Below are 26,032 nucleotides of genomic sequence, written 5' to 3'. Positions count from 1 at the left end.
CATGATCTATTGGATCTTGAAGAACCTCGTCATCGGGCCGGTGGTGAAGGCGATCTTCCGCCCCTGGGTGGTGGGCCGTAGCAACATCCCCACGTCGGGCGCGGCGATCATCGCGAGCAATCACCTCTCGGTGAGCGACTCCATCTTCTTCCCCCTCATGATCGACCGGCAGATGAGCTACCTCGCCAAGAGCGACTACTTCACCGGCAAGGGCATCAAAGGCTGGGCCACCCGCATCTTCATGCAGGGCACCGGGCAGATCCCGATCGACCGCACCGGCGGCAAGGCGTCCGAGGCATCCCTCAACACCGGCCTCCAGGTGCTCGGCCGGGGCAGCCTGCTGGGGATCTACCCGGAGGGCACCCGCAGTCCCGACGGGAAGCTCTATCGGGGGCGCACCGGCCTCGCCCGCATGGCGCTCGAGGCCCGGGTCCCGGTGATCCCCGTCGTCATGATCGGCACCGACGACGTCATGCCCATCGGGCGGTCGGTGCCGCGCGTCGGCCGCGTCGGCATGATCATCGGCGAGCCGCTCGACTTCAGCCGCTTCCACGGCATGGAGTCGGACCGTTTCGTCCTCCGATCGGTCACCGACGAGATCATGGTCGCCCTGCACCGGATGGGGGAGCAGGAGTACGAGGACGTCTACGCCTCGACGGTCAAGCACCGCCGCCCCGCACCGCCCGCCTGACGTCTCGTCCGCCCCCGTCACAGCGACGTCTGCCGCTCCAGCCGACGCTAGACTGGTCGGATGCCCACCTCTCTCGACCACTGGCGCTCGCTCCCGATCAAGCAGCAGCCTTCGTGGCCCGACTCGGATGCCGTTGCCGCGGTGTCCGCCGAGATCGCCACGCTCCCGCCCCTCGTCTTCGCCGGCGAGGTCGACAACCTCCGCGCCCGCATCGCGAAGGCCGCCTCCGGTGAGGCCTTCCTGCTGCAGGGTGGCGACTGCGCTGAAACGTATGCCGGCGCGACGGCGGAGCAGATCCGCAACCGCATCAAAACGGTGTTGCAGATGGCGGTCGTTCTCACCTACGGCGCATCGATGCCGGTCGTGAAGATGGGGCGCATGGCCGGGCAGTTCGCCAAGCCGCGCTCCAGCGACACCGAGACCCGCGGCGAGGTCACCCTGCCCGCCTACCGCGGCGACATCGTCAACGGATACGACTTCACCGCGGCATCCCGCCAGCCCGACCCGCAGCGTCTGCTCAAGGGCTACCACACGGCCGCTTCGACCCTGAACCTCATCCGCGCCTTCACGCAGGGCGGCTTCGCGGACCTCCGCGAGGTGCACAGCTGGAACAAGGGCTTCGCGGAGAACCCGGCGAACGAGCGATACAAGCTGCTCGCGTCCGACATCGACCGCGCCATCAAGTTCATGGAGGCCGCCGGCGCCGACTTCGACTCGCTCCGCGGCGTCGAGTTCTACACCGGTCACGAGGGCCTGCTCATGGACTACGAGCACCCCATGACCCGCATCGACTCGCGCACCGCGACGCCGTACAACACCTCGGCCCACTTCCTGTGGATCGGGGAGCGCACGCGCGACCTCGACGGCGCGCACGTCGACTACTTCTCGAAGATCCGCAACCCCATCGGGGTGAAGCTCGGTCCCACCACGACGACCGACACCGCTCTCGCGCTGATCGACAAGCTCGATCCCGAACGCGAGCCGGGCCGGCTCACCTTCATCACGCGCATGGGGTCCGGGAAGATCCGCGACGCACTGCCCCCGCTGCTGCAGGCCGTCAAGGACTCCGGCGCGACGCCGCTCTGGGTCACCGACCCGATGCACGGCAACGGCATCACGACGCCCACGGGCTACAAGACGCGCCGGTTCGACGACGTCGTGGACGAGGTGCGCGGGTTCTTCGAGGCACATCGCGCCGTCGGCACGCACCCCGGTGGCATCCACGTCGAGCTCACCGGTGACGACGTCACCGAGTGCCTCGGCGGCTCCGAGATGATCGACGAGGCGACCCTCGCGACCCGCTACGAGTCGCTGTGCGACCCGCGCCTGAACCACATGCAGTCGCTGGAGCTGGCGTTCCTCGTCGCCGAGGAGCTCGGCAAGCGCTGACCCTTCCCGCGAGCCCTCGCGTCGTGTCACCACGGTGACGCGAGCGAGGGCTCGTGTCATGGCAGGAGGACGGTTCCGTCGAGGCGGAAAGCGGATCAGCCCGTCGCGGTGATCTGCAGGGTGATCTCGGTGCCGGCCTGACGGAATGCGCCGGCGCCGGGGTCCTGCGCCGTCACCTCGGTGAGCGCGTCGGGCCAGACGTTCCAGAGCGCGGAGTAGCCGGCCTCGAACCCGGCGTCACGGAGCCTCTGCGCCGCGTTGTCGCGCGTCAGCCCCACGACGCTCGGGATCTCGAAGAGCTCCGGTCCCTTCGACACCACGAGCGTGACCGTGTCACCGGGGCGGAAGCTGCCGCCGCCCTCACGTTCGAGCATGCGGATGACCCGGCCGTCCTCGACCGATCCGCTGAACTCCTCGGTCGTCGCGACCTCGAGGTCGAGGGCGCGAAGGGTGCTGCGCGCCGCATCCTCCGACTCGCCGACGACGTCCGGCACGGGACCGAGCGACACGCGCAGCTCGGCGGTGGAGCCTTCGAGCACGCGGCATCCCTCGGTGCATTCGACGGGTTCTGAGCCCTCACCCTGCGTGACGTAGACGCGCACGACGCGGTCGGCGTCGAAGCTCGTGAAGAAGAGGTTCGTCTCGGCGACGGTGATGTTCGCCCCTTCGAGGACGGATGCCACGTCGTCGGCCGTCCGGTCCTGCAGCGTCGGCAGCTCGGCGGTCGCGGGACCCGCGGAGATCTCGACGGTGACGGTGGACTCGCGTTCCACGCGGTCGCCGGGGTCCGGCTGCGATCCCAGCGCCTCGCCTTCGGGGACGCTCAGATCGTGCACGTCCTCCTGCACGGCGGTCAGGTCGTGCTCGGCGAGCAGGGCCTCCGCGGTGGCGAAATCGAGACCGGTCACGTCGGGGACGGCGGTGAGGGATCCGGGTCCGGTGCCGAACCACCACCCCGCGCCGCCGGCGGCGCCGGCGAGGAGGAGGACGAGCACGAGGAGCCAGCCGCCGGCGACGGCCTTGCGCCGCGAGCGTGTGCGCAGGCGGGTCGCGTTGTCGACCTCGGCGGTCACCGTCGGCGCGGTGAAGGTGCCCGGCATCACCCGGGTCAGTTCGTCGGAGTCGAGCGCGTCGTCGACGACGACCGAGCCGCCGGCAGGCGTGGAGCGGACCACCTGGGGGAACACGCCGAGTTCCTTCTCGATCTCGCGGAACCGCTCCAGCATCTCGCGCGCATCGGTCGGACGGTCTTCGGGGTCGCGCTCAGTCGACCACAGCACGAGCTCGTCGAGCTGCTCCGGCACTCCCGGATTCTTCGCACTGGGACGGGGCACCGAGTGCGTGGCGTGCTGATAAGCGATCTGCATGGGCTGCTCGCCCTTGTACGGCTGCTCCCCGGCGAGCATCTCGTAGAGCATGATGCCGAGCGCGTAGATGTCGCTCCGGGCGTCGGCGGTGCCGCGCGTGACGAGCTCGGGGGCGAGATAGGCGATCGTGCCGAGGAGCATCTGGCCGGTGGCGGTGTTCGCGCTGGTGGCGCGAGCGAGTCCGAAGTCGCCGATCTTGATCCGGCCGTCTTCGGCGAGGAGCACGTTCTCGGGCTTCACGTCACGGTGCACGATGCCGGCGCGGTGGGCGGCCGCGAGTCCCGAGAGGATCGCATCCATGATGGTGATGGTCTGGGGGAGCGTCAGACGCTTCTGCTCGCGGAGGAGTTCGCGCAGGGTGATGCCGGGCAGGTACTCCATCACCAGGTAGGCCATCTCGCCGTCCTGGCCCTGATCGAACACGTTCACCACGTGCGGATCGGCCAAGCGGGCGGCCGAGCGGGCCTCCTGGATGAACCGGTTCTGGAACACGGTGTCATCCGAGAGGTGGCCGTGCATGATCTTGAGCGCGACCCGGCGTTCCAGACGCAGATCGGTGGCCACGTAGACCGTCGCCATGCCGCCGCGCGCGATGCGAGCGCGCACCCGGTACCGACTGTCGACCAGACGGCCGATCAGCGGGTCGGTCTGCTGGCTCGTACTCACGGGGTGATTCTACGGAGCCGAAGCGCCGAGGCCGGTGAGCGGCTCACCCTCTCCTGGGGCTTCCCGAGCTCATCCGTAGAGTTCGAGCCAGCGGTAGGCCTGCTTCTCCCAGAGTCCGTATCGACCCGGGTGGGCCGAGACCTGCACGGCTTGGGCGGCATCGCCGAATGACATGTCCTGCCAGCCGGGGATGTCGAGCAGACCGCGCGTCGTCGTTCCGTTCGGGTCGCCGGACCCTCCGAAGAACGCCGCCGCCGCACGCCGCACGTCGCGCACCTCGGCCTCCGTGCCCCATCCGGCGCTCGGCCGCTGCTGGAAGACGCCGAGCGAGTCGCGGTCGCCCCAATCGAGGTTGCGGATCCACGACTCGACCATCGCGGTCGACAGGGCGACGGCGATGCCCTTGCGGGAGACGCCCCGCTCCCGTCCGACGTCGATGATCGTCCGGACGTTGCGGATCTGCTCGGCGTCCAGCGTCAGCGTGGTGCCGTCCGGGGCGATCACCGCGGCGACCGCGTTCGCCGACGGGATGTCGAGCTTCTGGCCGGGGTAGATGATCGAGCCCGACGTGAGCTCGTTCGCCTGCAGCAGCCGGCCGAGGCTCAGGTCGTGCTTCTGCGCGATGGCCCACAGCGTCTCGCCCGTTGCCACGACATGGGCCGTCGCGCGAGCGGATGCCGCGGGCGCGGCCGTCGTCGCGGCGGCGCGCGTCTGCGACCCGGCGGCGGGGATCGTGAGGTTCTGATCGGGCCGGATCATCGTCGACGAACCGAGTCGGTTCGCCGCGGCGAGTTCGGACACGGAGACTCCGTGCCGCGCGGCGATCGACCAGAGGGTGTCGCCGCTGCGCACGGTGTACGACGATCGCGCCTTCGGTGCGCGCTTCGGAGATGCCTGGGTGGTCTTCGGAGTCGAGGTGGGCGCGCCCAGTCGCAGGACGTCGCCGGGGCGGATGACGCTCCGCCACGAGAGGTCGTTCCACGCGAGGACGTCCGCCGTCCGCAGACCGTGCCGCACGGCGATGGCGCTCACGGTGTCGCCGAGAGCGACCGTATGGGTGCGGACGGCGGCGGATGCCGCGGGGGATCCGACGACGCTGTCGACGGAGGGCTCCTGGGCGTCGTCCTGTGCGGCGTGCGGGATGGCGTGCGCGGCCGGCCCTTCGGCCGCCGCGGACGGAGCCGGGTGCAACGAGAGCGCCAGCGCGAGCGAGCTCATCATCGCGGGTGCGGCGAGCGGGATCGGGTTCGTCAGGGGGGTGGTCCGGCGCACCAGGTGTCCTTCGTCTCTTCCCCAGAGGTACGGCCCCAGCCGTTTTCGGTCTGGCACAACGTGTCACGGATGTCATCGCGTGTCAATCAGAGTGGCGCATGTGAAAGATGACGACTCACTCGTCGGCCGCGGAACGAAGCCCGTCCGTCACCGTCGGGGTGGAATGATGGAGGGGTGAGCACCGAGACGCCTACCCCCACCGACTGGCTGACCTTTCCGGAACTCGTCGAGCTGACCGGAGAGCCCCTCGGGCGCATCCGCCGACTGCTCGACGAGCGTCATCTGGTCGCCACGCGCCGGTTCGGCGCAGCTCGTGTGCCGTCGGTGTTCCTCGCCGAGGGCGCCCCGCTCAGCTCTCTGCGCGGCACCGTCATCGTGCTGCAGGATGCCGGGTTCTCCGACGACGAGGCGATCGACTGGCTGCTGACGCCCGAGCCCTCCATCGGCCTGTCGCCGATCGATGCCCTCCGCGCCGGACGCAAGAGCGAGGTCCGCCGCGTTGCGGCGACGTTGGCCTGAACCGGATCGCGGCCTGAACCAGATCGTGGCCTGAGGGTCAGGATGCCCGCGCGGTCGCTGCGCGGGCCAGTTCCCGGAGCCCCGAGACCGCTGCGTCCCCGAGGCGTGCGCCGTCGAGAGCGCGGTCGGCTTCCTCGACCCAGCCGTTGATGAGTTCCTCGACGCGCCGCAACGCGCCCGTGTCGCGCATCGTCTGCTGCAGGAACGCCACCTGCTCCGCGGTGAGCTCGGGATCTCCGAGCAGCTCGTCGAAGACGCGGAGCGCCTCGGGCTCCAGCCGTTCGCGCGTGTAGGCGACGATCAGCGTCCGCTTCCCCTCACGGAGGTCGTCGCCCACAGGCTTGCCCGTCACCGCGGAGTCCCCGAAGACGCCCAGGACGTCATCGCGGAGCTGGAAGGCCAGCCCCACCGGGTGGCCGAACGCGCTCAGCGCCTCGTACTGCGCGGCATCCGCTCCGGCGAGGACCGCGCCCAAGAGAAGGGGGTGCTGCACGCTGTAGCGCCCCGACTTCAGCGACGCGATCCGCAGGGCCCGCTCGGCGTGCTCGGCGTCGGGGACGACGACGTGCGCGGACTCCTCTGCGACGTCGAGGAATTGGCCGATGGTGACCTCGCGGCGCATCCGGGCGTACTCGTGCCGCGCCGCAGCGGCGACGGCGGGATCGGCGTGAGCCAGCAGGCCGGACTCGAACAGGTCGTCGCTCCAGGCGACGAGGAGGTCGCCGAGGAGGACGGCGGCGGAACGGCCGAAGGCATCCGCGTCGCCCGCCCACGCGGCAGCCCGATGCGACGCCTCGAACGCGCGGTGCGCAGCGGGGGCGCCGCGGCGGGTGTCGGAGTTGTCGATGATGTCGTCATGCACGAGCGCCGCCGCGTGGAACACCTCGAGGGCGGCGGCCGCCGCGATCACCGCATCGGGGATCTCGATGAGCGATGCGTCCGAGGCCGTCGCCGTCGCATCCCAGCCGGCAAGGCAGAAGCGGGCTCGGAATCGCTTTCCTCCCGACGCCGCGGCGGCTCCGGCCTCGACGAACGAGCGTGCCTCGGCGCCGAGGATCTCGGCTGTCTCGCGCTGCTCCTGGAGGAACCTCTCGACTCGCTGAGAAACGGCCACGATCGGAGAATCAGGGGAGGACACGGGCCTAGCCTAGTGAGCACGCGGCCGCGTATCATCGAAGCACTGACCCGAGGGGGATGCATGCCACTGTCAGAACAGGAGCAGCGTCTGCTGGACGAGATGGAACGCCATCTCATGCGCAACGACGCCGACGTCGTGAGCGCTGATCGTGGTGCCACCGCGCTCAGCTACCGGAACGTCGTCTACGGATCAGTCATCGTGCTGCTCGGCATCGCCGGCCTCGTCGTGGGTGTCGCGACGTCCCTGATCGTCATCGGTGTCATCGCGTTCGTCGTCATGGTCGGTGGTGTCGTCCTGGCCTTCACCCCCGCCCGCGGTGCCGCCGCCGCTGCGACCGACCGGCCCACGCCGTCCGGCGCACGTAAGCCCGCCGATGCGCGTTCCTCGGAGTCCTTCATGGACCGGATGAACGAGCGCTGGGACCGCCGCAACGGGGAGCGCTGACCGCTCCTCCACTCGCCTCCACAAAGAGCACCGACCTCCGGGTCGGTGCTCTTTTTTCGTGCCCCGACGTATGCGGATGCCGCGCAGCGACGGCGCCGAGTGGCGCCTCGCGGGCTCGCCGGGCACGAAATCGGCGCTGTTTGGTGCGCAAGGGTCGATAAGTGGAGGGAAGTGGAGTAAAGTGGTGCACACCTGAGTGGGCCGGACGAAGGGGGTGAGCAGCCGATGCTGCTGGGCACGCACACCCCCAAGCTCGACGACAAAGGCCGCGTCATCCTCCCGGCCAAGTTCCGCGACGACCTCGGTCCCGGCGTCGTGGTCACCCGCGGGCAGGAGCGCTGCCTGTACGTCTTCAGCTCGGCGGAATTCGAGCGGGTCTACGAGCGCATGCGCGAAGCCCCGCTCACCAACAAGCAGGCCCGCGACTTCCAGCGCATGTTCCTCTCCGGAGCGAGTGCGGAGAAGCCCGATTCCCAGAACCGCATCACCATCCCCCCGCACCTGCGCACGTACGCGGGTCTCGACCGCGAGCTCATCGTCACGGGTGTCGGCGCCCACGCCGAGATCTGGAACGCGGACGCCTGGAACGCATACGCCGAAGGCAACGAAGACATCTACTCGGACATGGAGCAGGAGGTGATCCCGGGACTGTTCTGACCCTCGGCTGTGACTCCCAGCCGCACGCCCTGACGCACTTCCCCGGCGCCAGGTCGGAGCGGATGGGGATCAGAGTCGAAGGGACGGGCCCCTCGCATCATGGCACTCGACGACATCCACACCCCCGTCCTCCTCGACCGCTGCGTCGAACTGCTCGCCCCCGCGCTCCAGCGCGACGGTGCGGTGTTCGTCGACGCGACCGAGGGCATGGGTGGTCATTCCGAGGCCCTGCTCGAACGGTTCCCCCAGGCTCACCTGATCGGACTCGACCGCGACACCGACGCGCTGCGCATCGCGGGGGAGCGACTCGCTCGCTTCGGCGACCGGGTCACGCTCATCCACACCGTCTACGACGGCATCGCGGATGCCGTCCGCTCGACCGGCCGTACGCACGTCGACGGCATCCTCTTCGACCTCGGTGTCTCCTCCCTGCAGCTCGATGAGGCGGAACGCGGCTTCGCGTACTCGCAGGACGCCCCGCTGGACATGCGCATGGATCAGACGGCGGAGAAGACGGCCGCGGACATCGTCGCCACCTACGGCGAAGGCGACCTCCGACGCATCTTCGAGCGTTACGGCGAGGAGAAGTTCGCCGGCAGGTACGCCCGCGCCATCATCGCCGCTCGACAAGAAGCGCCCATCACACGGTCGGGGCGTCTCGTCGAGATCCTCATCGCCGCGACTCCCATCGCCGTCCAGCGGGAGCGCAGCGGTCACCCCGCCAAGCGTGTCTTCCAGGCGCTGCGCATCGAGGTCAACGGTGAACTCGCCGTCCTCGAACGGGCGATGCCCGCCGCGCTCGGAGTCCTGCCGGTCGGCGGGCGCATCGTCGTGATGTCCTACCAGTCGCTCGAGGACCGCCTCGTCAAGCGGGTGTTCGCGGAGGCGACGGCATCGACCGCGCCGAAGGGCCTGCCGATAGAGCCTCCGGAGCACGCGCCGAAGTTCCGGCTCCTCACGAAGGGGGCGGAACTCGCCTCCGACGAGGAGAGACTGCGCAACCCCCGTGCCACCCCCGTGCGCCTGCGCGCGGCTGAACGAGTGAGGGAGGCGGTATGAGCGCTCCTGCTCTGGCGTCGATCACCACCGTCCGTCCCGCGGAGACCCCGCGCACGACGCTGCGGCCGGTCACCGGCCACGCGCCCCGACGTCGACCCCGCCTGGTGTTCGGCATCATCGCGGTCGCGGGCGCGCTCGCGATCGGCGCCACGCAGATGGGGCTCTCAATCCTCACGACGCAGGACGCCTACGAGGTTCGGGCACTCACGAGTGAGAAGCGTGCGGTCACGTGGGAGAAGCAGATCCTGCAGGAGGAGATTGCCGGCCTCAGCTCGCCGCAGTTCCTCGCCGCCAACGCGAGCGCGTTGGGCCTCGTGGCGGGCGGAGAGCCCAACTACCTGCTCCTCAGCGACGGCACCACCCTCGGCGCCCTCGAAGGCGCCTCCGATCGCTCCAGCATCCAGGCGCTGTCGCGAGCGGCCGTGGCCAATTCCCTCGTCAGCGGTGTGCCCCTCGTCACAGATCCCGAGGCCAGCCTCAGCTCCGGTGTCGCGATCGATGAGAAGCTCCTGCTGAATACGCCGACACCCCCCGCCATCACCGACGGACTGCCCACTCCCACCACACACTGAGAAGCATGACGACACGAGCCACCCGCAGCCCGCGCCGTCGCACGGTGGTCGCCCTGGCCGTCGTCCTCGCCGTCCTGGTCGCCTTCGTGATCCGCCTGGTCGACATTCAGATCGTCAACGCCAGTCAGCACATGGCCGATGCCCGTTCCAAGGGCATGGAGACGACGTCGACGCTCAAGGGAACCCGCGGGGACATCGTCGACGCGAACGGCGTGACACTGGCATCCAGCACCCTCCTCTACGACGCGAAGATCGACCCGATGCTCGCCATCGAGGGAATCAACGACCGTGACGCCGAGGGCGCCCTCGTCCGTGATGAGAACGGTGACCCGGTGCGCATCACGTGGGACGAACTCGCCGTGCGCATCGCGGAGGTCACCGAAGAGGACGTGGAAGAGGTCCGCGCCATCGTGAACGACGCGATCGCCGCCGACCCCGCCGATCGCTTCGAGTATCTCGGCCGTTATCTCACGACGGCTGAGTTCCGCGCCCTCGCCGATCTCGAACTGCCCTTCGTGAGCTTCGAGGCGCACCCCGCCCGCACCTACCCCAACGGCGCCGTGGCCGGAAACCTCCTCGGCTTCGTCGGGAGTGACGGCGCGCCCCTGGAAGGCCTCGAGGAGTTGCAGCACTCCTGCCTGAGCGCGACGGACGGCAGCATCCGCTACATGCGCGGCGCCGACGGGGTCACCATCCCCGGCACTGCCGTGGAGGAGCCCGCCGTGGACGGCGGCTCGCTCGCGCTCACGATCGACGCCGACCTGCAGTGGTACATGCAGCAGCTCATCGCCGAGGAGACCGACCGGTATAAGGCCGACTGGGGCGGGATCATCGTCATGGAGACGGCGACGGGGAAGATCCGGGCGATGGCCGAGACCCCGACCGTCGACCCCAACGACCCTGGGGCCAGTGAGCCCGATGACCGTGGGTCGCGTCTGCTGCGCTACTCCTACGAGCCGGGATCGACGTTCAAGCCGGTCACCGCCGCGACCGTCATCGAAGAAGGCGTCGCCACCCCCGACACGGTCGTGCGCGTTCCGGACCGGAAGGTCTTCGACAACGGCGCCGTGATCAACGACTCCGAGGACCACGCCACGGAGGACCTCACCCTCACGGGCGGCCTCGTCACGTCGTCGAACGTCGCGATGTCGCAGTTCGGCGCCATGGTCGACGCGCAGACCCGGTACGACTACCTCGACAAGTTCGGCGTCGGACACGACTCCGGGCTGAACTGGGCCGGTGAGCCGGCGACCACGCTCCACCCCGTCGATCAGTGGGACAGCCAGACGTACTACACGACCACGTTCGGTCAGGCCTTCACGGTGACCGCCGTGCAGGTCGCCAGCGTCTACCAGACCTTCGCCAACGGGGGCGTGAAGATGCCGGCATCCCTCGTCGAATCCTGCACGTCGGACGACGGCACGGTGACGACGCCCGAGCTCGCCGAGCCCGAGCGGGTCGTCAGCGAGGAGACCGCGGAGGAGGTCTCGCTCATGCTCGAGAACGTCTTCACGCAGGGGACGCTCGCCGATGACATCGCCATAGACGGCTACCGGATGGCGGGGAAGACCGGCACCGCGCAGGTGTCTGACGGCAAGGGCGGCTACAAGCCCAACCTGTACTTCACGTCCCTCGTCGGCTACGCCCCGGCGGACGATCCGCAGTATGTTGTCCTGACGGTCTTCGACGAGCCCAAGAAGCAGCGCATGTCGTCGGCCAACCGCTCGGTGTTCAAGAAGGCGATGACCCAGGTGCTCACGCACTACCGTGTCATGCCGTCGGGCTCGGAGACCCCCCTCCTGCCCGTCAACGGCTGACACCGGGCGCACAAGGAGAACCCCCCGCATGATCCGCATGACGCTTGCCGAGGTCACCCATGCCGTCGGCGGCACCCTTCACCTGCACGCCTCCGACACTCCCGTCACCGTCGTGTCGGGTGTGGTCGACACCGACTCCCGCGAGATGACCCCCGGGTCCGTCTTCGTCGCCAAACCCGGTGACAGCACCGACGGACACCTCTTCGTGGATTCCGCCGCGGCTGCGGGCGCGATCCTCGCGATCGTCGAGCGTCCCGTCGACGCCGCGGTCTCCCAGGTGGTGGTGCCCGATGCCGTGGCCGCCCTCGCCGACCTCGCCAGAGAGGTCGTCGCCCGGGTGCGCGCCGGAGGGGATCTCCGAGTCGTCGGGATCACCGGCTCGAACGGCAAGACGACCACCAAGAACATGCTCGCCCGCATCCTCAGCGATGAGGGCCCGACGGTCGCGCCGCGCGCCTCCTTCAACAACGAGGTCGGCGCTCCCGTCACCATGCTCCGCGTCGACGAGGACACCCGCTTCCTCGTGAGCGAGCTCGGCGCATCGCGGCCCGGCCGCATCGCCGAACTGGCCGCCCTGATCACGCCCGATGTGGGCGCCGTCCTGATGGTCGGTCTCGCGCACGCGGGCGGTTTCGGCGGCGTCGAGGCGACCCAGAAGGCCAAGCAGGAACTCGTCGAGTCCGTGCGCCCGGGCGGGGTCGCCGTCCTCAACCGCGACGATCCGCGCGTCGCCGCGATGGCGGCCGCCGCCGCGGAGCGCGGTGTCTCGGTGCGGTGGTTCGGGCGTGGGCCCGAGGCCGATGTGCGGGCCGAGGACGTCGAGGTGACGGCATCCGGAACCCAGTGCACGGTCGTCGCGAACGGCGAGCGGGTGCCGCTCCGGCTTCGCGTGCTCGGAGAGCACCACGTCATGAACGCCCTCGCGGCCATCACGATCGCCGGGGTCTTCGGGGTGTCCGTCGCCGACGCGATCGCACGGCTGGAGACGGTGGAGATCGCGGAGCGCTGGCGCATGCAGCCGCTCGGCAGCGACCGCGTCCGCATCATCAACGACGCTTACAACGCGAGCCCCGACTCCATGGCCGCGGCCCTCCGGACCGTCGCCCAGATCACCGAGCCCGGCCAGCGCAAGGTCGCCGTGCTGGGTGCGATGAGCGAGCTCGGCGAGCAGGCGGGGGAGGAGCACGACCGCGTCGGGCTCCAAGCCGTGCGTCTGCGCTACGAGCGCATCGTGATCATCGGCCAGGCCGCGCGCCGGCTCTATCTGGCCGCCATCAGCGAGGGCTCCTGGGACGGCGAGGCGGTGTTCTTCGAGACCGCCGATGAGGCGTTCGAGTACCTGCAGGGCGAACTCCGCGACGGCGACCGTGTGCTCGTGAAGTCGTCCAACTCGGCCGGGCTCCGGTTCCTCGGCGATCGTCTGGGAGAATCGTTCTCGTGAGATCCCTGCTAGCCGCTGCGACGATCTCGTTGGCGTTCACCCTGTTCCTGACCCCGCTGTTCATCCGCCTGTTCCAGAGGATCGGGTGGGGGCAGGTCATCCGCACCCCCGAGGACGTGAACAACCCCAGTCACCACGCCAAGCGCGGCACGCCCACGATGGGCGGCATCGTCTTCATCCTCGGCGCGATCGTGGGCTACCTCGTCGGCACGCTGACCGGCGGCACGGCGCCCACGGTGTCGGGCATGCTCGTCATCTGGATGATGGTGGGTCTCGGCGCCATCGGGTTCATCGACGACTACATGAAGGTCCGTCAGCAGCGGAGTCTCGGTCTCTCCGGCTGGCGCAAGATCGTCGGTCAGGTCGCCGTCGCCGTGCCGTTCGGCATCATGGCGCTCAGCTTCCCCAACGCCTACGGCGAGACGCCCGGTTCGGCCTACATCTCCTTCTTCCGCGACATCCCGACGCTCTCGTTCATGGCCCTCGGCGCCATCGCGGGGTGGATCCTCTACCTCGCGTGGATCTCGTTCATGTCGGTGGCGTGGTCGAACGCCTCCAACCTCACCGACGGGCTCGACGGCCTCGCGACCGGCGCCGGCATCTTCACCATCTCGGCGTACAGCCTGGTCACCTTCTGGCAGATGCAGCAGCGATGCCACTCGACCGCCCTCGTCGCGGAGTACACGAACGCCTGCTACGACACGCGTGACCCCATGGGGCTGACGATCATCGCGGCATCCTTCGTCGGAGCGCTCGTCGGATTCCTCTGGTGGAACGCGCCGAAGGCGAAGATCTTCATGGGCGACACCGGCTCCATGGCGATCGGCGGCGTCATCGTCGCGATGGCCGTGCTCAGCCGCACGCAGATCCTGTCGGTCATCATCGCGGGCGTGTTCATCATCGCCCCCGCCTCGGTGATCCTGCAGCGCTACTACTTCAAGGCGACCGGGGGGAAGCGGCTGTTCCTGATGAGTCCGTTCCACCACCATCTCGAGATGCGGGGCTGGCCGGAAGTCTCGATCGTCGTCCGCATGTGGATCATCGCCGGAATCACCGCGGTCTTCGGTGTGGGCATGTTCTACGTGGGCTGGCTGGCAGCGATATGAGCGCGCGTCTGGACACCCTCATCAGCTGGAACGCCGACTGGTCAGGGCTGCGGGTCGCGGTCCTCGGCCTCTCCGTCACCGGCTTCTCCGTCGCCGACACGCTCGCGGAGCTCGGTGCCGAGGTGCTCGTGGTCACCGAGACCGCTCCGGCCGAGTACGCCCGCCTGCTGCCGATCATCGGCGTGGAGCTCTCCGAGGGCCCCTTGGATGCCGCGCCGGCGTCACTCGTGGACTTCGGCGCCGATGTCGTCGTCGCCTCGCCCGGCTTCCCGCCGCATCACCCCGTCGTGGAGTGGGCACGCGCCTCCGGCATCGCGGTGTGGGGTGACATCGAACTCGCCTGGCGGGTCCGCGACAAGGTGGTCCGTCCCGACGGCACCCCCGCGGACTGGGTGCTCATCACCGGCACGAACGGCAAGACCACGACGACGCAGCTCACCGCGACGATGCTCGTGGCGGGCGGACTGCGCGCGGCGCCCTGCGGCAACATCGGCGTCCCCATCCTCGACGCCGTGCGCGACCCCGCCGGGTTCGACGTGCTGGTGGTCGAGCTGTCGAGCCACCAGCTCTGGTACCTCGGCCTGCAGTCAGGAATCGACCAGGTGTCGCCGTACGCCAGCGTCTGCCTCAACCTCGCCGAGGACCACCTCGAGTGGCACGGCTCGTTCGAGGCCTACCGGGCGGCGAAGGCTCAGGTCTACGACCGCACTCGCGTCGCCTGCGTCTACAACAAGAGCGACATCGCGACCCGGGAGATGGTCGAGAATGCGGATGTCGTGGAGGGGTGCCGCGCGATCGGCTTCGATCTCGGGGTCCCCGGTCCCAGCGACCTCGGCGTCGTCGACGGCATCCTCGTCGACCGGGCGTTCCTCGATGAGCGCCGGACGAGCGCCTTGGAGCTGACCACTCTCGACGACCTCGCCGCCGCGGGGCTCACCGCGCCGCACGTCGTCGCCAACATCCTCGCCGCCGCCGCACTGGCGCGGTCGCTCGACGTGGCCCCGGCAGACATCCGCGACGCCCTGCAGACGTTCCGTCTCGACCCGCACCGCATCGAGGTCGTCGCCGTCGCCGAGGGGATCACGTGGGTGGATGACTCCAAGGCGACCAACCCGCACGCCGCGGCATCCTCGCTCGCCGCGTACCCGGGTGCTGTCTGGGTGCTGGGCGGCGTCCTCAAGGGCGTCGACATCACCGAACTCGTCGCTGAGCGCGGCCCGGCCGTCAAGGCCGCGATCGTCATCGGCGAGGAGCGGACCGAGATCACGGCGGCGTTCGCGCGACACGCGCCCGCCATCCCGGTGTTCGAGGTCGACGGCGCTCACACTGAAGATGTCATGACCGAAGTCGTCGCGCTGGCCGCGGACGTCGCCCGTGACGGAGACGTGGTCCTCCTCGCTCCGGCAGCGGCCTCGTTCGACCAGTTCACGTCATATTCGGATCGCGGACGGCGCTTCGCCGCCGCAGTGCACCAATGGATCGGGAGGGATGCCGGTGACAACGACGACCGACCGTCCGCTCCCCACGGATCCGGCTGACCCGGGGCGCGGATTCACCGCGCGGGTGACGCTCGGCCGGGTTTTCACGCCCGTCCCGAGCGAATTCCTGCTCATCGCCTCCACGGCGCTCCTGCTCACCGTTTTCGGACTGGTGATGGTGCTCTCGGCCACGATGGCGACATCGGCGGATTCCGCCGATGGCCCGTTCCAAACGGTCCTGAAGCAGACGATGTTCGCCGTCGTCGGCATCCCGCTGATGTTCGTCTTCAGCCGCCTGCCGGTGCTGTTCTGGAAGCGCATCTCGTGGATCGCGCTGGCGGGCGCGCTCGGCCTGCAGCTGCTCGTGTTCACACCCCTCGGGTACTCGTTCGACGGCAACCGCAACTGGATCTCGATCGGCGGCGTGCAGGCCCAGCCCTCGGAGTTCCTCAAGCTCGCTTTCGCGCTGTGGCTCGCGTACGTGCTCTATCGCAAGCACACGCTTCTGGCGTCGTGGAAGCACGTGTTTATCCCGGTCGTGCCGGTCGGCGTCATCGTCATCGGATCGGTCATCGCCGGACGGGACCTCGGCACCGCCATGATCCTCGTGCTCATCTTGCTCGGATCCCTGTTCTTCTCCGGTGTGAAGCTGCGGCTGTTCATCATCCCGGCGATCGCTGCCGCGGGTGTCGTCGCGTTCCTCGCGATCTCCAGCCCGAACCGCATGGCGCGCATCACCAGTTTCCTCAACCCGAACTGCATCGACGACTACCTGGACTCCTGCTACCAGCCGCTCCACGGCATCTGGGGGCTGGCCAGCGGCGGTGTCTTCGGTCTCGGCCTCGGCAACTCGAGGGAGAAGTACGCCTGGCTCCCCGCGGCGGCGCACGACTACATCTTCTCGATCGTGGGGGAGGAGCTGGGCCTGATCGGGTGCGTCCTCGTCCTCGCACTGTTCACCCTCTTCGCGGTCGGTGCGTTCCACATCATCCGCAAGACCCACGACCCGTTCATCCGGATCGCCGCCGGCGGCATCACGATCTGGATCGTGGGGCAGGCGCTCATCAACATCGGCGTCGTCCTCCGCGTGTTCCCCGTGCTGGGTGTTCCGCTTCCGTTCATGTCCCAGGGCGGTACGTCGCTCGTCTCTGTCCTCATGGCGTGCGGCGTTCTCCTCGCTTTCGCGCGCACGCTGCCGACCTCGCAGCCCGTCACGGCGCCGACCCGCCGGTAGGCTCGATCCGGTGACGACGTACCTTCTGGCCGGCGGAGGAACCGCCGGCCACGTGAACCCTCTGCTCGCCGTGGCCGATGCGCTCCGGGCCCGCGACCCCGAGGCGACCGTCTTGGTCCTCGGCACGAAGGAGGGCCTCGAAGCCCGTCTCGTCCCCCTGCGCGGCTACGAACTCCTCATCGTCGACAAGGTGCCCTTCCCGCGCCGACCCGATGTCGCGGCGGCGCGCTTCCCGATCGCCTTCTCCCGTGCGATCGCGCAGGTCCGCCGCCACATCCGCGAGCGCGGCGTCGACGTCCTGGTCGGCTTCGGCGGCTACGCGTCGGCACCGGCCTACGTCGCTGCGCGGAGGGCACGGATCCCGTACGTCGTCCACGAGGCGAACGCCAAGCCCGGGTTGGCCAACATCCTCGGAGCGCGCGGAGCCGCGGCATCCGGTGTCGCCTTCGACGGCACGCCCCTGCGAGGTGCAGAAGTCGTCGGGATGCCGTTGCGTCCTGAAATCGTGTCCCTCGACCGCGCCGGGTTGCGCGCCGAGGCCGCGGCCGCCTTCGGCCTCGACCCATCGAAGCCCGTCCTGCTCGTGTTCGGCGGATCGCTCGGAGCCCGCCGTCTCAACGAGGCGTTCGGGGACGCATGGCGCGATGTCGCCGAGGGCGGCTGGCAGATCCTGCACGCCGTGGGGGAGCGCAACGATCTCGCCGACCCGGGTGACCCCCGGTACCGCCTCGTCCCGTACCTCGACCGCATGGACCTCGCCTTCGCGCTCGCGGACGCGATCGTCTGCCGCTCGGGGGCGGCGACGGTCAGCGAGATCAGCGCCCTCGGCATCCCGGCCGTCTACGTGCCCTACGCCGTCGGCAACGGTGAGCAGGCCCTCAATGCGGCCTCGGCCGTCCGCGCGGGCGCCGCGCGTCTGATCCCGGATGCCGCGTTCACCGGCGACCGCATCCGCGCCGAGATCGTGCCGCTTCTGGGCGACCCCGATGCGCTCGAGGCCATGCGCTCCGCGACCGCCGAGGTCGGCACCCGCACCGGCACCGAGAACGTCGTCGCCCTCATCGATCGCGCGCTCGGCCGCTGACCTCGCCGCGCCGCAGAGCGGGTCCGCGCGCCGCAGGGGCCCTGCAGGTTCGCCGACCTAGACTTGTCGGGCCATGATTCGACCCGATCTCTCGCAGCCCATTCCCGCCGACATCACCGCCGCCCACTTCATCGGGATCGGCGGGTCGGGGATGTCCGGCCTCGCCGGGATGTTCCTCGACCGCGGGCTGCGGGTCAGCGGATCGGACCGCTCCGACAGCGCCGCGCTGCAGGCACTCGCCGCGCGCGGCGCCGAGGTGCACGTCGGACACGCGGCGGAGAACCTGCCCGACGGCGTCGACGCCGTCGTCTTCACGGGTGCGATCTGGCCTGAGAACCCCGAGTACCTCCTTGCGGTGGAGCGCGGCATCCCCGTCCTGCACCGCTCGCAGGCGCTCCACTGGCTCATCGGCGGTCGACGGCTCGTGAGCGTCGCCGGCGCCCACGGCAAGACGACGTCGACCGGCATGATCGTGACGGCGCTCCGCGATGTCGGGGCCGACCCGACCTTCGTCAACGGTGGCGTCATCGCCTCACTCGGCGTCTCCAGCGGCACCGGCTCCGACGACCTGTTCGTCATCGAGGCGGACGAATCCGACGGCTCGTTCCTGCTCTACGACACGGCTGTCGCCCTCATCACCAACGTCGACCCGGATCACCTCGACCACTGGGGCTCCCGCGAGGCCTTCTACGACGGCTTCGTGCGGTTCGCGGATGCCGCGACCGACGCCGTCGTCATCTCATCCGACGACCCCGGCGCCCGCGAGGTCACCGCGGCGCTCCAGCACGGCACCGTGCTGACGTTCGGCGAGGCCGAAGACGCCGACATCCGCGTCACCGACATCACGACCTCCGGTCCCGTCGGCTTCACCCTCCACCACGGCGGCCGCTCGGTCTCCGGCGCCCTCGCCGTCCCCGGCGCGCACAACGCGATCAACGCCGCCGGCGCCGTCGCGGTGCTGATCGCCCTCGGCCACGACCTCGCGGCCGCGATGACGGCCGTGCAGGCCTTCGGCGGCACGGTCCGGCGTTTCGAGCTCCACGGCATCCGCTCGGGGGTCAGCGTCTACGACGACTACGCGCACCACCCGACCGAGGTCGCCGCCGCCCTCGCAGCCGCCCGCACGGTCGTGGGGGAGGGGCGCATCATCGCGCTCCACCAGCCCCACACCTACTCGCGCACCCAGGCGATGTACCGCGAGTTCGCCGAGGTACTCGAGTCGCACGCCGACCACACCGTCGTCCTCGACGTCTACGGCGCGCGGGAGGACCCCGTCCCCGGCGTCACCGGCGAACTCGTCAGCGGCGCGTTCGACGATGCCGACAAGGTCCACTTCGTCGCCGACTGGCAGCAGGCGGCTGACTACACGGCCTCGGTCGCGCGTCCCGGCGACTACGTCATCACGCTCGGGTGCGGCGACGTGTACCGCATCATCCCGCAGGTGCTCGAGGCGCTGGGGTCGGAGCAGTAACCATGCGTCGGCCCTCCCCGCTGCCGTCGACGCCGTCGGCGCGCCGCCCGGAACCGGTCGAACCGGAGCCGTTCGAGGTCTCGCCGCTCGACCCTCCTCGCCGCGCTGCCGAGCCCGCGGCCGCCGAGGACCTCGCACCGGTGCTCCCGCTGGCGGATGCCGGGACGGCACCGGACGAACCCGAGCGCGACGACGACGCACCCGCCGAAGAGCGCTCCATCGGTCTCCGGGACGTGTGGGCCGCCGCGCGCGCGCGCCGTCGCGCGTTGCGGCGCGAGATCCGCCGGTTCACAGCTCGCCAGCGTCGCCGCCGCAATGCCTGGCTGATCGCCTCCGGGGCGGTGGTTGTCCTCGCGCTGGGTGCCGTGGCATCCGCGTACAGCCCGGCCTTCGCCGTCTCGTCGATCACGGTCGTCGGCACCGAGCGTCTGGATGCCGCGGCCGTCGAGGACGCCCTCGCCGGCCAGCTCGGCACGCCCCTGGCGCTGGTCGACTCCAGTGAGGTGAAGGCCGCCCTGGTGTCCTTCCCCCTCGTCGAGACGTACACCCTCGAGGCGCGGCCGCCGCAGGAACTCGTCGTGCGGATCGTCGAACGTACCCCGATCGGTTCGATCTCCTCAAAGGCCGGTCACACCCTCGTGGATGCCGCGGGGGTCGCCCTCGCCACGACCGAGAAGGCCCCGGCAGGCTTCCCTTCGCTCGATGTCGAAGGCGGCGCCGGATCTCGGGCGTTCCTGGCGGTCGGCGCCGTCTACCGCGCGCTTCCCGAGGAGCTGCGCACCCAGGTGACCGCGATCACGGCGACCACGCCGAACGATGTGACCCTGGCGCTCGGCGACGTGGATGTGCGCTGGGGAGGGGCGGCGGATTCGGCCGAGAAGGCCGTCGTGCTGGCTGCCGCGATGGTGGAGAACCCGCCCGCAGACGTCAGCGTGTACGACGTCTCGTCGCCCGGCGCCGTCGTCATCCGCTGACTCTCGGATCCGATCTCACGACACGCCCAGCGTGTTGCGGTCGGCGCGCGCTCTGCCGCCTACTTTCGAACTCAGGAATTGCATACTCGGCAATTCTTTAAACCTCTGGTTGAGGTTGAAGGTTTGCACTTGAGGTTCGGGACGATACGGAGGCCGGCGTGAGCCAGAACCAGAACTACCTTGCAGTGATCAAGGTCGTTGGCGTGGGCGGTGGCGGTGTCAACGCCGTCAACCGCATGATCGAGCTCGGCCTGCGCGGCGTCGAGTTCATCGCCGTCAACACCGACGCGCAGGCGCTGCTGATGAGCGACGCCGACATCAAGCTCGACGTCGGCCGCGAGCTCACCCGTGGGCTCGGCGCCGGTGCCGACCCCGAGGTCGGCCGTCGCGCCGCCGAGGACCACGCGGAGGAGATCGAGGAGGCCCTCGCGGGGGCCGACATGGTCTTCGTCACCGCCGGTGAGGGTGGCGGCACGGGCACGGGCGGCGCGCCCGTCGTGGCCCGCATCGCCAAGTCGATCGGCGCACTGACCATCGGTGTCGTCACCAAGCCGTTCTCGTTCGAGGGCCGCCGTCGTCAGACGCAGGCCGAGTCGGGCGTCGCGAAGCTCAAGGAAGAGGTCGACACCCTCATCGTCGTCCCGAACGACCGCCTTCTCGAGATCAGCGACCGCGGCATCTCGATGATCGAGGCGTTCGCCACGGCCGACCAGGTGCTCCTCGCCGGTGTGCAGGGCATCACCGACCTCATCACCACGCCCGGTCTCATCAACCTCGACTTCGCCGACGTCAAGTCGGTCATGCAGGGCGCGGGGTCCGCGCTCATGGGCATCGGCTCCGCCCGCGGCGCCGACCGTGCCATCAAGGCCGCCGAGCTCGCCGTCGAGTCGCCCCTGCTCGAGGCGTCCATTGAGGGTGCGCACGGCGTGCTGCTGTCGATCCAGGGTGGGTCGAACCTCGGCATCTTCGAGATCAACGACGCCGCGCAGCTGGTGAAGGAGGCCGCGCACCCCGAGGCCAACATCATCTTCGGCACGGTCATCGACGACACGCTCGGCGACGAGGTGCGCGTGACGGTCATCGCCGCCGGCTTCGACGGGGGCGAACCCGCCGCCAAGGTCGAGCCGATGGTGACCTCGCGTCCGGCGTCGGCACCGGTCCTGCCGCCGCTGCCCGCCGACACGGTGGCGCGCGACCTCGCCGCAGCGGAGAACACCGCGCCGAAGGAGTCCGTCTCCGTCTCGGCACCGTCGTCCAGCAGCGACTACGACTCGGCCTTCGGCGATGACGATCTCGACATCCCCGATTTCCTGAAGTAATCCGGCACGATCACCCGTGGATCTGTCGACGCGGCTCGCCGACATCGATGCGCGCATCTCGGATGCCGCTCGGTCGGCGGGCCGCGACCCTTCTGGGCTGACGCGCATCGTCGTCACCAAGTTCCATCCCGTCGGCCTCGTCGAGGAGCTCGCCGCTCTCGGCGTGCAGCACGTGGGGGAGAACCGTCAGCAGGAGCTCACCGCCAAACGGGCGGACTACGCGGGCCCGGCGGTGACCTGGCACTTCATCGGCCAGGCGCAGACAAACAAAGCCCGGGCGATCCGCGCAGCGGCGGACGCGGTGCACTCGGTCGACCGGACGCGGCTCGCCGACGCGCTGCACGCGGCGCGACCCGATGAGGAGGGCGACCCGTTGGACGTGCTCCTGCAGGTCAACCTCACCGAGGATGCCGGCAGGGGAGGCGTCACTCCCGGTGACATCTCAGCCCTCGCCGATCACGTGCTCGCCGCGTGCCCGTCCCTGCGACTGCGCGGGGTCATGGGTGTGGCGCCGCTGGATGAGGCACCGGCATCCGCCTTCTCACGACTGGCCGAATCGGCCGACGTCGTCCGCCGCGCCGCGCCGGACGCCACCTGGATCTCCGCCGGCATGACCGGCGATTTCGTCGACGCGATCGCGGCGGGTGCGACACACCTGCGGATCGGGTCGGCAATCACGGGGCCGAGGCCCGTGCACGGTTAACCTCGGAACAGACGAGCAAACGGAGGATGCGATGTCGAACCCGCTCAAGAAGACCATGGTGTACCTGGGCCTCGCCGATGAGGAAGAGGTCTACGAGGAGCCGGCTCCCCGCCGCGAGAAGCAGGTCGAGAACAAGACCGCTCCGGTGACGCCGATTCACCGTCCCGCCGTGGTCCGTCAGCCCGCTCCGGCTGCGATCAGCGAGATCGTCACCGTCCACCCGAAGCAGTACCGTGACGCCCAGGCGATCGCGGAGAACTTCCGGGACGGGATCCCGATCATCATCAACCTCTCGCAGATGAGCGACGCCGACGCGCGCCGTCTCATCGACTTCGCGAGTGGCCTGTCGCTGGGCCTGTACGGCCGGATCGAGCGTGTGACCAGCAAGGTCTTCCTGCTCTCGCCGGAGAACGTCGCTGTGTCGGGTGAGGGAGCGATCGCCACCGGCGACGCCGACTCCACCCCGTTCAGCCACTGACGTCGTGACGATCGTCGGCGTCATCGCCGGGATCCTCAACACGCTGCTCCTGGTCTATGTGCTGCTCCTCCTGGCACGCCTGATCTTCGAGTACATCCCGCTGTTCAACCGTGAGTGGCGTCCCCGTGGCGCTGTCCTGGTGATCGCGGAAATCGTGTTCACGGTGACCGATCCTCCGCTGAAGTTCTTCCGCCGGCTGATCCCGCCGCTGCGGATCGGACCGGTGGCCCTGGATCTCGGCTTCCCCCTCACGATGCTCACCTGCTTCGTGCTGCTGTCCATCACGCAGGTGCTCAGCGCGCTGTGACCGCCCGTTGCGACGGTGCGTGATGCGCCGTCGCACCCACCACGGGCTCCGACTATGCTGGCGGGGTACGGCTCGCGTCCCGCGGGTCAGTCACTGACCGGCCCGCCTCCAGAGCCCAGAAAGAGGAAAGACACATGCCTTTGACTCCTGAAGACGTCGTCACCAAGCAGTTCCAGCACGTCCGGTTCAAAGAGGGGTTCGACCCCGACGAGGTCGACGACTTCCTCGACGAGATCGTCGTCGAGTGGCGCAAGACCATCGCCGAGAACGAGGAGCTGAAGGCGAAGCTCGCTGCGTTCGAGTCCGGTGAGACGCCCGCCGCCGCTCCCGCGGAGGAGCCCGCCGCCGACGAGGTCGTCGAAGAGGCACCCGCCGCCGAGCCCGTCGTCGAGGCTCCCGCCGCCACCGCGTCGCAGGCTCCCGCCGCCGCATCGGCGGGCATCATCGAGCTGGCCCAGCGCCTGCACGACGAGCACGTCGCCGAGGGCAAGGCTCAGAAGGAGAAGCTGGTCTCCGAGGCGCAGGCCGAGGCCGACGCGATCCTCAGCGAGGCCCGCACCAAGGCCAAGGGCGAGATGACCCGCCTCGAGAACGAGCGCGGCACCCTCGAGGCTCGCATCAGCGAGCTCCGCCAGTTCGAGCGCGACTACCGCGTGCAGCTGCGCGGCTTCATCGAAGAGAAGCTGCGCGACCTCGACGTGGCCGGCACGTCGGGCGCGACGCCCATCTCCGCGTCCTGACCACCTCCACGTTGTCGAGCCGTACGTCCTCGAACCGGACGACTCTGCGTGCTGCAGCGGCCGGCACCCTCATCGCGATTCTCGCGCTGACGGTGCTGGCCGCTGATCAGTTGACCAAGATCCTCGCCCTGGAGCACCTGCCCGAGCGGCAGGCCGTTCCGGTGTTGGGGGAGTTCTTCCAGCTGTATCTGACCTTCAACCCGGGGGCGGCCTTCTCCCTCGGTGAGGGCGTCACGTGGGCGTTCACCCTCGTGCAGCTCGCGGCGGCGATCACGATCGTCTTCCTCGCGGTGACCCGGGTCCGCTCCCGAGCCTGGGCGATCGTCCTCGGACTGCTGCTCGGCGGCATCCTGGGCAATCTCACCGACCGACTCTTCCGCGATCCCGGCTTCCTCGTCGGACACGTCGTCGACTTCATCCACACGCCGTGGATGTGGCTCGGATTCCCCTCCGCCATCTACAACGTCGCCGACATCTTCATCGTCACGATGATGATCTCCGTCGCGGTGCTCGTCCTCCTCGGCATCCGATTCGACGGCACCCGGGAGAAGGACGACGAGACCCCCGGCGAGGCGTCGTCGGAATCGGCGGCCTGAGGTGGAGTCCCGGAGCCTTCCCGTCCCCGACGGTCTCGACGGCGTGAGAGTGGATGCCGCTCTCGCCAAGCTCCTCGGCTTCTCGCGCACCTTCGCCGCCGACGTGGCCGAGGCGGGCGGCGTCAGCGTGGACGGCCGGACCCTCGGCAAGTCCGACAAGCTCACCGCCGGCGGCTGGCTGAGCGTGGAGTGGATCGAGAAGCGCGGGCCCGAAGTCGTGCCGATCGCCGTCCCGGACCTCGGCATCGCGTACGACGACGATGAGATCGTCGTCGTCGACAAGCCGGCAGGTGTCGCCGCGCACCCCTCGCTCGGCTGGGAGGGACCGACCGTGGTCGGCGCCCTCGCCGCCGCAGGCTTCCGGATCGCGACCTCAGGTGCCCCGGAGCGCCAAGGCGTCGTGCATCGCCTCGACGTCGGCACGAGTGGCTTGATGGTCGTGGCGAAGACGGAGCGCGCGTACACCCTCCTCAAGCGAGCGTTCAAAGAGCGCGAGGTCGACAAGATCTACCACACCGTCGTCCAGGGGCACCCGGATCCGCTGGTCGGCACGATCGACGCTCCCATCGGCCGTCATCCGAGCCACTCGTGGAAGTTCGCCGTCACCCCGACGGGCAAGGACTCCGTCACCCACTACGAGACGCTCGAGGCGTTCCGGGGCGCGTCGCTTCTCGAGGTGCACCTCGAGACGGGCCGCACCCACCAGATCCGCGTCCACATGGCAGCCCATCGGCATCCCTGCATTGGCGATCCGCTGTACGGCGCCGACCCGACCATGTCCGCACGGCTCGGCCTCACCCGGCAGTGGCTGCACGCGCACGAACTCTCGTTCGCGCACCCGGGCACCGGCGACTGGGTGACCTTCTTGTCGGACTACCCCGCCGACCTGCGTCACGCGCTCGAGATGCTCCGAGCGGAGTGACCTCCGCGGCGTACGGCACACCCTGCACGCGTCGGCCCGCGCTGACGTCGGCGCGCGCCGTGCGATCGAGACTCAGCGACCGCCGCGGAACGTCGCGGGGTCGTCCTCCGCGATGGCGAGCGCGACCTTCCGCACATGCTCCGGGGCGACCTCACCCATCGCGCCGAGGTCGTAGAAGCCGACCTCGGTGAGTTCGCCGTCGGCGGGGTGAGGGTCGCCCGAGACCCACTCGCAGCGGAACACGAGGTCGAGGTAGTCGACTTGATCGCCGTTGGCATAGGTGATGCGCGGGACCTGCTGGACGTGGGCGAGCCGGGTCGCCTTCACGACGATCCCGGCTTCCTCCTGACACTCGCGCACCGCGGCATCGGCCGGCTCCTCGCCGGGGTCGACGATGCCCGAGACCGGCTGCCAGGCGCCGTTGTCCGCGCGGCGGCCGAGGAGCACCTTCTCGTCGCGGAAGACGATCGCGGTCACGCCGACGAGGGGCAGCGGAGCCGTCCCGATCTTCTCGCGCAGTTCCAGGACGAAATCAGGGGTGGCCATGCCTCCAGCCTAGGGTCCACCTCCCGATGGCCATGCCTCACG

At 69.5% G+C, this 26,032-nt stretch carries 26 protein-coding genes; 22 read left to right on the top strand and 4 right to left on the bottom strand.

What is annotated here, in order from left to right; translation table 11 throughout:
- Position 1 precedes the first annotated feature (1 nt).
- Both ACHFGS_RS13265 and ACHFGS_RS13260 read left to right on the top strand, forming a co-directional pair.
- On the top strand, positions 2-691 hold the full coding sequence (locus ACHFGS_RS13265) for a lysophospholipid acyltransferase family protein (RefSeq protein ID WP_394289543.1): 690 nt from the start codon (positions 2-4) through the stop codon (positions 689-691).
- Between the two features lie 60 nt (positions 692-751).
- Positions 752-2,080: a class II 3-deoxy-7-phosphoheptulonate synthase gene (locus tag ACHFGS_RS13260; protein ID WP_394279652.1), complete on the top strand. Its 1,329-nt coding sequence runs from the start codon at positions 752-754 to the stop codon at positions 2,078-2,080.
- Positions 2,081-2,175: 95 nt separating this feature from the next.
- Here ACHFGS_RS13260 and pknB read toward each other — a convergent pair whose 3' ends face one another.
- Together pknB and ACHFGS_RS13250 are read right to left on the bottom strand one after the other, a co-directional pair.
- Positions 2,176-4,113 carry a Stk1 family PASTA domain-containing Ser/Thr kinase gene (pknB, locus tag ACHFGS_RS13255; RefSeq protein WP_394279653.1) on the bottom strand — a complete coding sequence of 646 codons (1,938 nt, stop codon included), beginning with the start codon at positions 4,111-4,113 and terminating at the stop codon, positions 2,176-2,178.
- Between the two features lie 69 nt (positions 4,114-4,182).
- Positions 4,183-5,385 carry a LysM peptidoglycan-binding domain-containing protein gene (locus ACHFGS_RS13250; RefSeq protein WP_394279654.1) on the bottom strand — a complete coding sequence of 401 codons (1,203 nt, stop codon included), beginning with the start codon at positions 5,383-5,385 and terminating at the stop codon, positions 4,183-4,185.
- 174 nt (positions 5,386-5,559) lie between these two features.
- Here ACHFGS_RS13250 and ACHFGS_RS13245 point away from each other — a divergent pair, with 174 nt between their 5' ends.
- On the top strand, positions 5,560-5,904 hold the full coding sequence (locus ACHFGS_RS13245) for an Rv2175c family DNA-binding protein (RefSeq protein ID WP_394279655.1): 345 nt from the start codon (positions 5,560-5,562) through the stop codon (positions 5,902-5,904).
- 37 nt (positions 5,905-5,941) lie between these two features.
- Here the strand turns inward: ACHFGS_RS13245 and ACHFGS_RS13240 are convergent, their stop codons facing one another.
- The gene (locus ACHFGS_RS13240; protein ID WP_394279656.1) at positions 5,942-7,018 is read right to left on the bottom strand and encodes a polyprenyl synthetase family protein; all 1,077 of its coding nucleotides are present in this window, start codon (positions 7,016-7,018) and stop codon (positions 5,942-5,944) included.
- An 84-nt stretch (positions 7,019-7,102) separates the two neighbouring features.
- On the opposite strand from ACHFGS_RS13240, the gene ACHFGS_RS13235 reads away from it, so the two are divergent.
- The 19 genes from ACHFGS_RS13235 to ACHFGS_RS13145 all read left to right on the top strand — a co-directional run bounded on the left by ACHFGS_RS13235 (position 7,103) and on the right by ACHFGS_RS13145 (position 25,444).
- Positions 7,103-7,486 (top strand): DUF3040 domain-containing protein, encoded by a 384-nt coding sequence (locus ACHFGS_RS13235; RefSeq protein ID WP_394279657.1) that lies wholly within the window; start codon positions 7,103-7,105, stop codon positions 7,484-7,486.
- 225 nt (positions 7,487-7,711) lie between these two features.
- Positions 7,712-8,143, top strand: coding sequence for a division/cell wall cluster transcriptional repressor MraZ (gene mraZ / locus ACHFGS_RS13230; protein ID WP_394279658.1), 432 nt, complete (start codon positions 7,712-7,714; stop codon positions 8,141-8,143).
- A gap of 99 nt (positions 8,144-8,242) precedes the next feature.
- Positions 8,243-9,202, top strand: a complete 960-nt coding sequence (gene rsmH / locus ACHFGS_RS13225) for a 16S rRNA (cytosine(1402)-N(4))-methyltransferase RsmH (protein ID WP_394279659.1) — start codon at positions 8,243-8,245, stop codon at positions 9,200-9,202.
- Complete coding sequence (locus ACHFGS_RS13220; protein ID WP_394289542.1) at positions 9,199-9,774, top strand: hypothetical protein; 576 nt, start codon at positions 9,199-9,201, stop codon at positions 9,772-9,774. The genes rsmH and ACHFGS_RS13220 overlap by 4 nt, the downstream gene beginning before the upstream one ends.
- Positions 9,775-9,779: 5 nt before the next feature.
- Entirely contained in the window at positions 9,780-11,591 is a 1,812-nt protein-coding gene (locus tag ACHFGS_RS13215; RefSeq protein WP_394280372.1) for a peptidoglycan D,D-transpeptidase FtsI family protein, read from the top strand.
- A 28-nt stretch (positions 11,592-11,619) separates the two neighbouring features.
- Entirely contained in the window at positions 11,620-13,032 is a 1,413-nt protein-coding gene (murF, locus tag ACHFGS_RS13210; RefSeq protein WP_394280371.1) for a UDP-N-acetylmuramoyl-tripeptide--D-alanyl-D-alanine ligase, read from the top strand.
- A complete protein-coding gene (mraY, locus tag ACHFGS_RS13205) occupies positions 13,029-14,138 on the top strand; it encodes a phospho-N-acetylmuramoyl-pentapeptide-transferase (protein WP_394280370.1) in 1,110 nt (369 codons plus the stop codon). Before murF ends, mraY begins: the two co-directional genes overlap by 4 nt.
- Entirely contained in the window at positions 14,135-15,676 is a 1,542-nt protein-coding gene (gene murD, locus ACHFGS_RS13200; RefSeq protein WP_394280369.1) for a UDP-N-acetylmuramoyl-L-alanine--D-glutamate ligase, read from the top strand. The genes mraY and murD overlap by 4 nt, the downstream gene beginning before the upstream one ends.
- A complete protein-coding gene (gene ftsW / locus ACHFGS_RS13195) occupies positions 15,627-16,850 on the top strand; it encodes a putative lipid II flippase FtsW (RefSeq protein WP_394280368.1) in 1,224 nt (407 codons plus the stop codon). The genes murD and ftsW overlap by 50 nt, the downstream gene beginning before the upstream one ends.
- Before the next feature lie 10 nt (positions 16,851-16,860).
- Positions 16,861-17,934: a glycosyltransferase gene (locus ACHFGS_RS13190; RefSeq protein WP_394280367.1), complete on the top strand. Its 1,074-nt coding sequence runs from the start codon at positions 16,861-16,863 to the stop codon at positions 17,932-17,934.
- A gap of 73 nt (positions 17,935-18,007) precedes the next feature.
- The gene (gene murC, locus ACHFGS_RS13185; protein ID WP_394280366.1) at positions 18,008-19,405 is read left to right on the top strand and encodes a UDP-N-acetylmuramate--L-alanine ligase; all 1,398 of its coding nucleotides are present in this window, start codon (positions 18,008-18,010) and stop codon (positions 19,403-19,405) included.
- Between the two features lie 2 nt (positions 19,406-19,407).
- On the top strand, positions 19,408-20,379 hold the full coding sequence (locus ACHFGS_RS13180) for an FtsQ-type POTRA domain-containing protein (RefSeq protein ID WP_394280365.1): 972 nt from the start codon (positions 19,408-19,410) through the stop codon (positions 20,377-20,379).
- A gap of 158 nt (positions 20,380-20,537) precedes the next feature.
- Positions 20,538-21,698, top strand: coding sequence for a cell division protein FtsZ (gene ftsZ, locus ACHFGS_RS13175; RefSeq protein ID WP_394280364.1), 1,161 nt, complete (start codon positions 20,538-20,540; stop codon positions 21,696-21,698).
- A 16-nt stretch (positions 21,699-21,714) separates the two neighbouring features.
- On the top strand, positions 21,715-22,401 hold the full coding sequence (locus ACHFGS_RS13170) for a YggS family pyridoxal phosphate-dependent enzyme (protein WP_394280363.1): 687 nt from the start codon (positions 21,715-21,717) through the stop codon (positions 22,399-22,401).
- 31 nt (positions 22,402-22,432) lie between these two features.
- The gene (locus ACHFGS_RS13165) at positions 22,433-22,879 is read left to right on the top strand and encodes a cell division protein SepF (RefSeq protein ID WP_394280362.1); all 447 of its coding nucleotides are present in this window, start codon (positions 22,433-22,435) and stop codon (positions 22,877-22,879) included.
- Between the two features lie 4 nt (positions 22,880-22,883).
- Positions 22,884-23,186 (top strand): YggT family protein, encoded by a 303-nt coding sequence (locus ACHFGS_RS13160; protein ID WP_394280361.1) that lies wholly within the window; start codon positions 22,884-22,886, stop codon positions 23,184-23,186.
- A 134-nt stretch (positions 23,187-23,320) separates the two neighbouring features.
- Complete coding sequence (locus ACHFGS_RS13155; protein ID WP_394280360.1) at positions 23,321-23,926, top strand: DivIVA domain-containing protein; 606 nt, start codon at positions 23,321-23,323, stop codon at positions 23,924-23,926.
- 11 nt (positions 23,927-23,937) lie between these two features.
- Positions 23,938-24,522 (top strand): signal peptidase II, encoded by a 585-nt coding sequence (lspA, locus tag ACHFGS_RS13150; RefSeq protein ID WP_394280359.1) that lies wholly within the window; start codon positions 23,938-23,940, stop codon positions 24,520-24,522.
- A 1-nt stretch (position 24,523) separates the two neighbouring features.
- The gene (locus tag ACHFGS_RS13145) at positions 24,524-25,444 is read left to right on the top strand and encodes an RluA family pseudouridine synthase (RefSeq protein ID WP_394280358.1); all 921 of its coding nucleotides are present in this window, start codon (positions 24,524-24,526) and stop codon (positions 25,442-25,444) included.
- A gap of 72 nt (positions 25,445-25,516) precedes the next feature.
- Here ACHFGS_RS13145 and ACHFGS_RS13140 read toward each other — a convergent pair whose 3' ends face one another.
- Positions 25,517-25,990: an NUDIX domain-containing protein gene (locus ACHFGS_RS13140; RefSeq protein ID WP_394280357.1), complete on the bottom strand. Its 474-nt coding sequence runs from the start codon at positions 25,988-25,990 to the stop codon at positions 25,517-25,519.
- Positions 25,991-26,032 lie beyond the last annotated feature (42 nt).

It is taken from the genome of Microbacterium sp., assembly GCF_043427715.1.
In the GTDB taxonomy this organism is placed as follows: domain Bacteria; phylum Actinomycetota; class Actinomycetes; order Actinomycetales; family Microbacteriaceae; genus Microbacterium.
The sequence above is the reverse complement of the archived record's forward strand: the minus strand, read 5'-3'. Positions and strand labels throughout refer to the sequence as shown.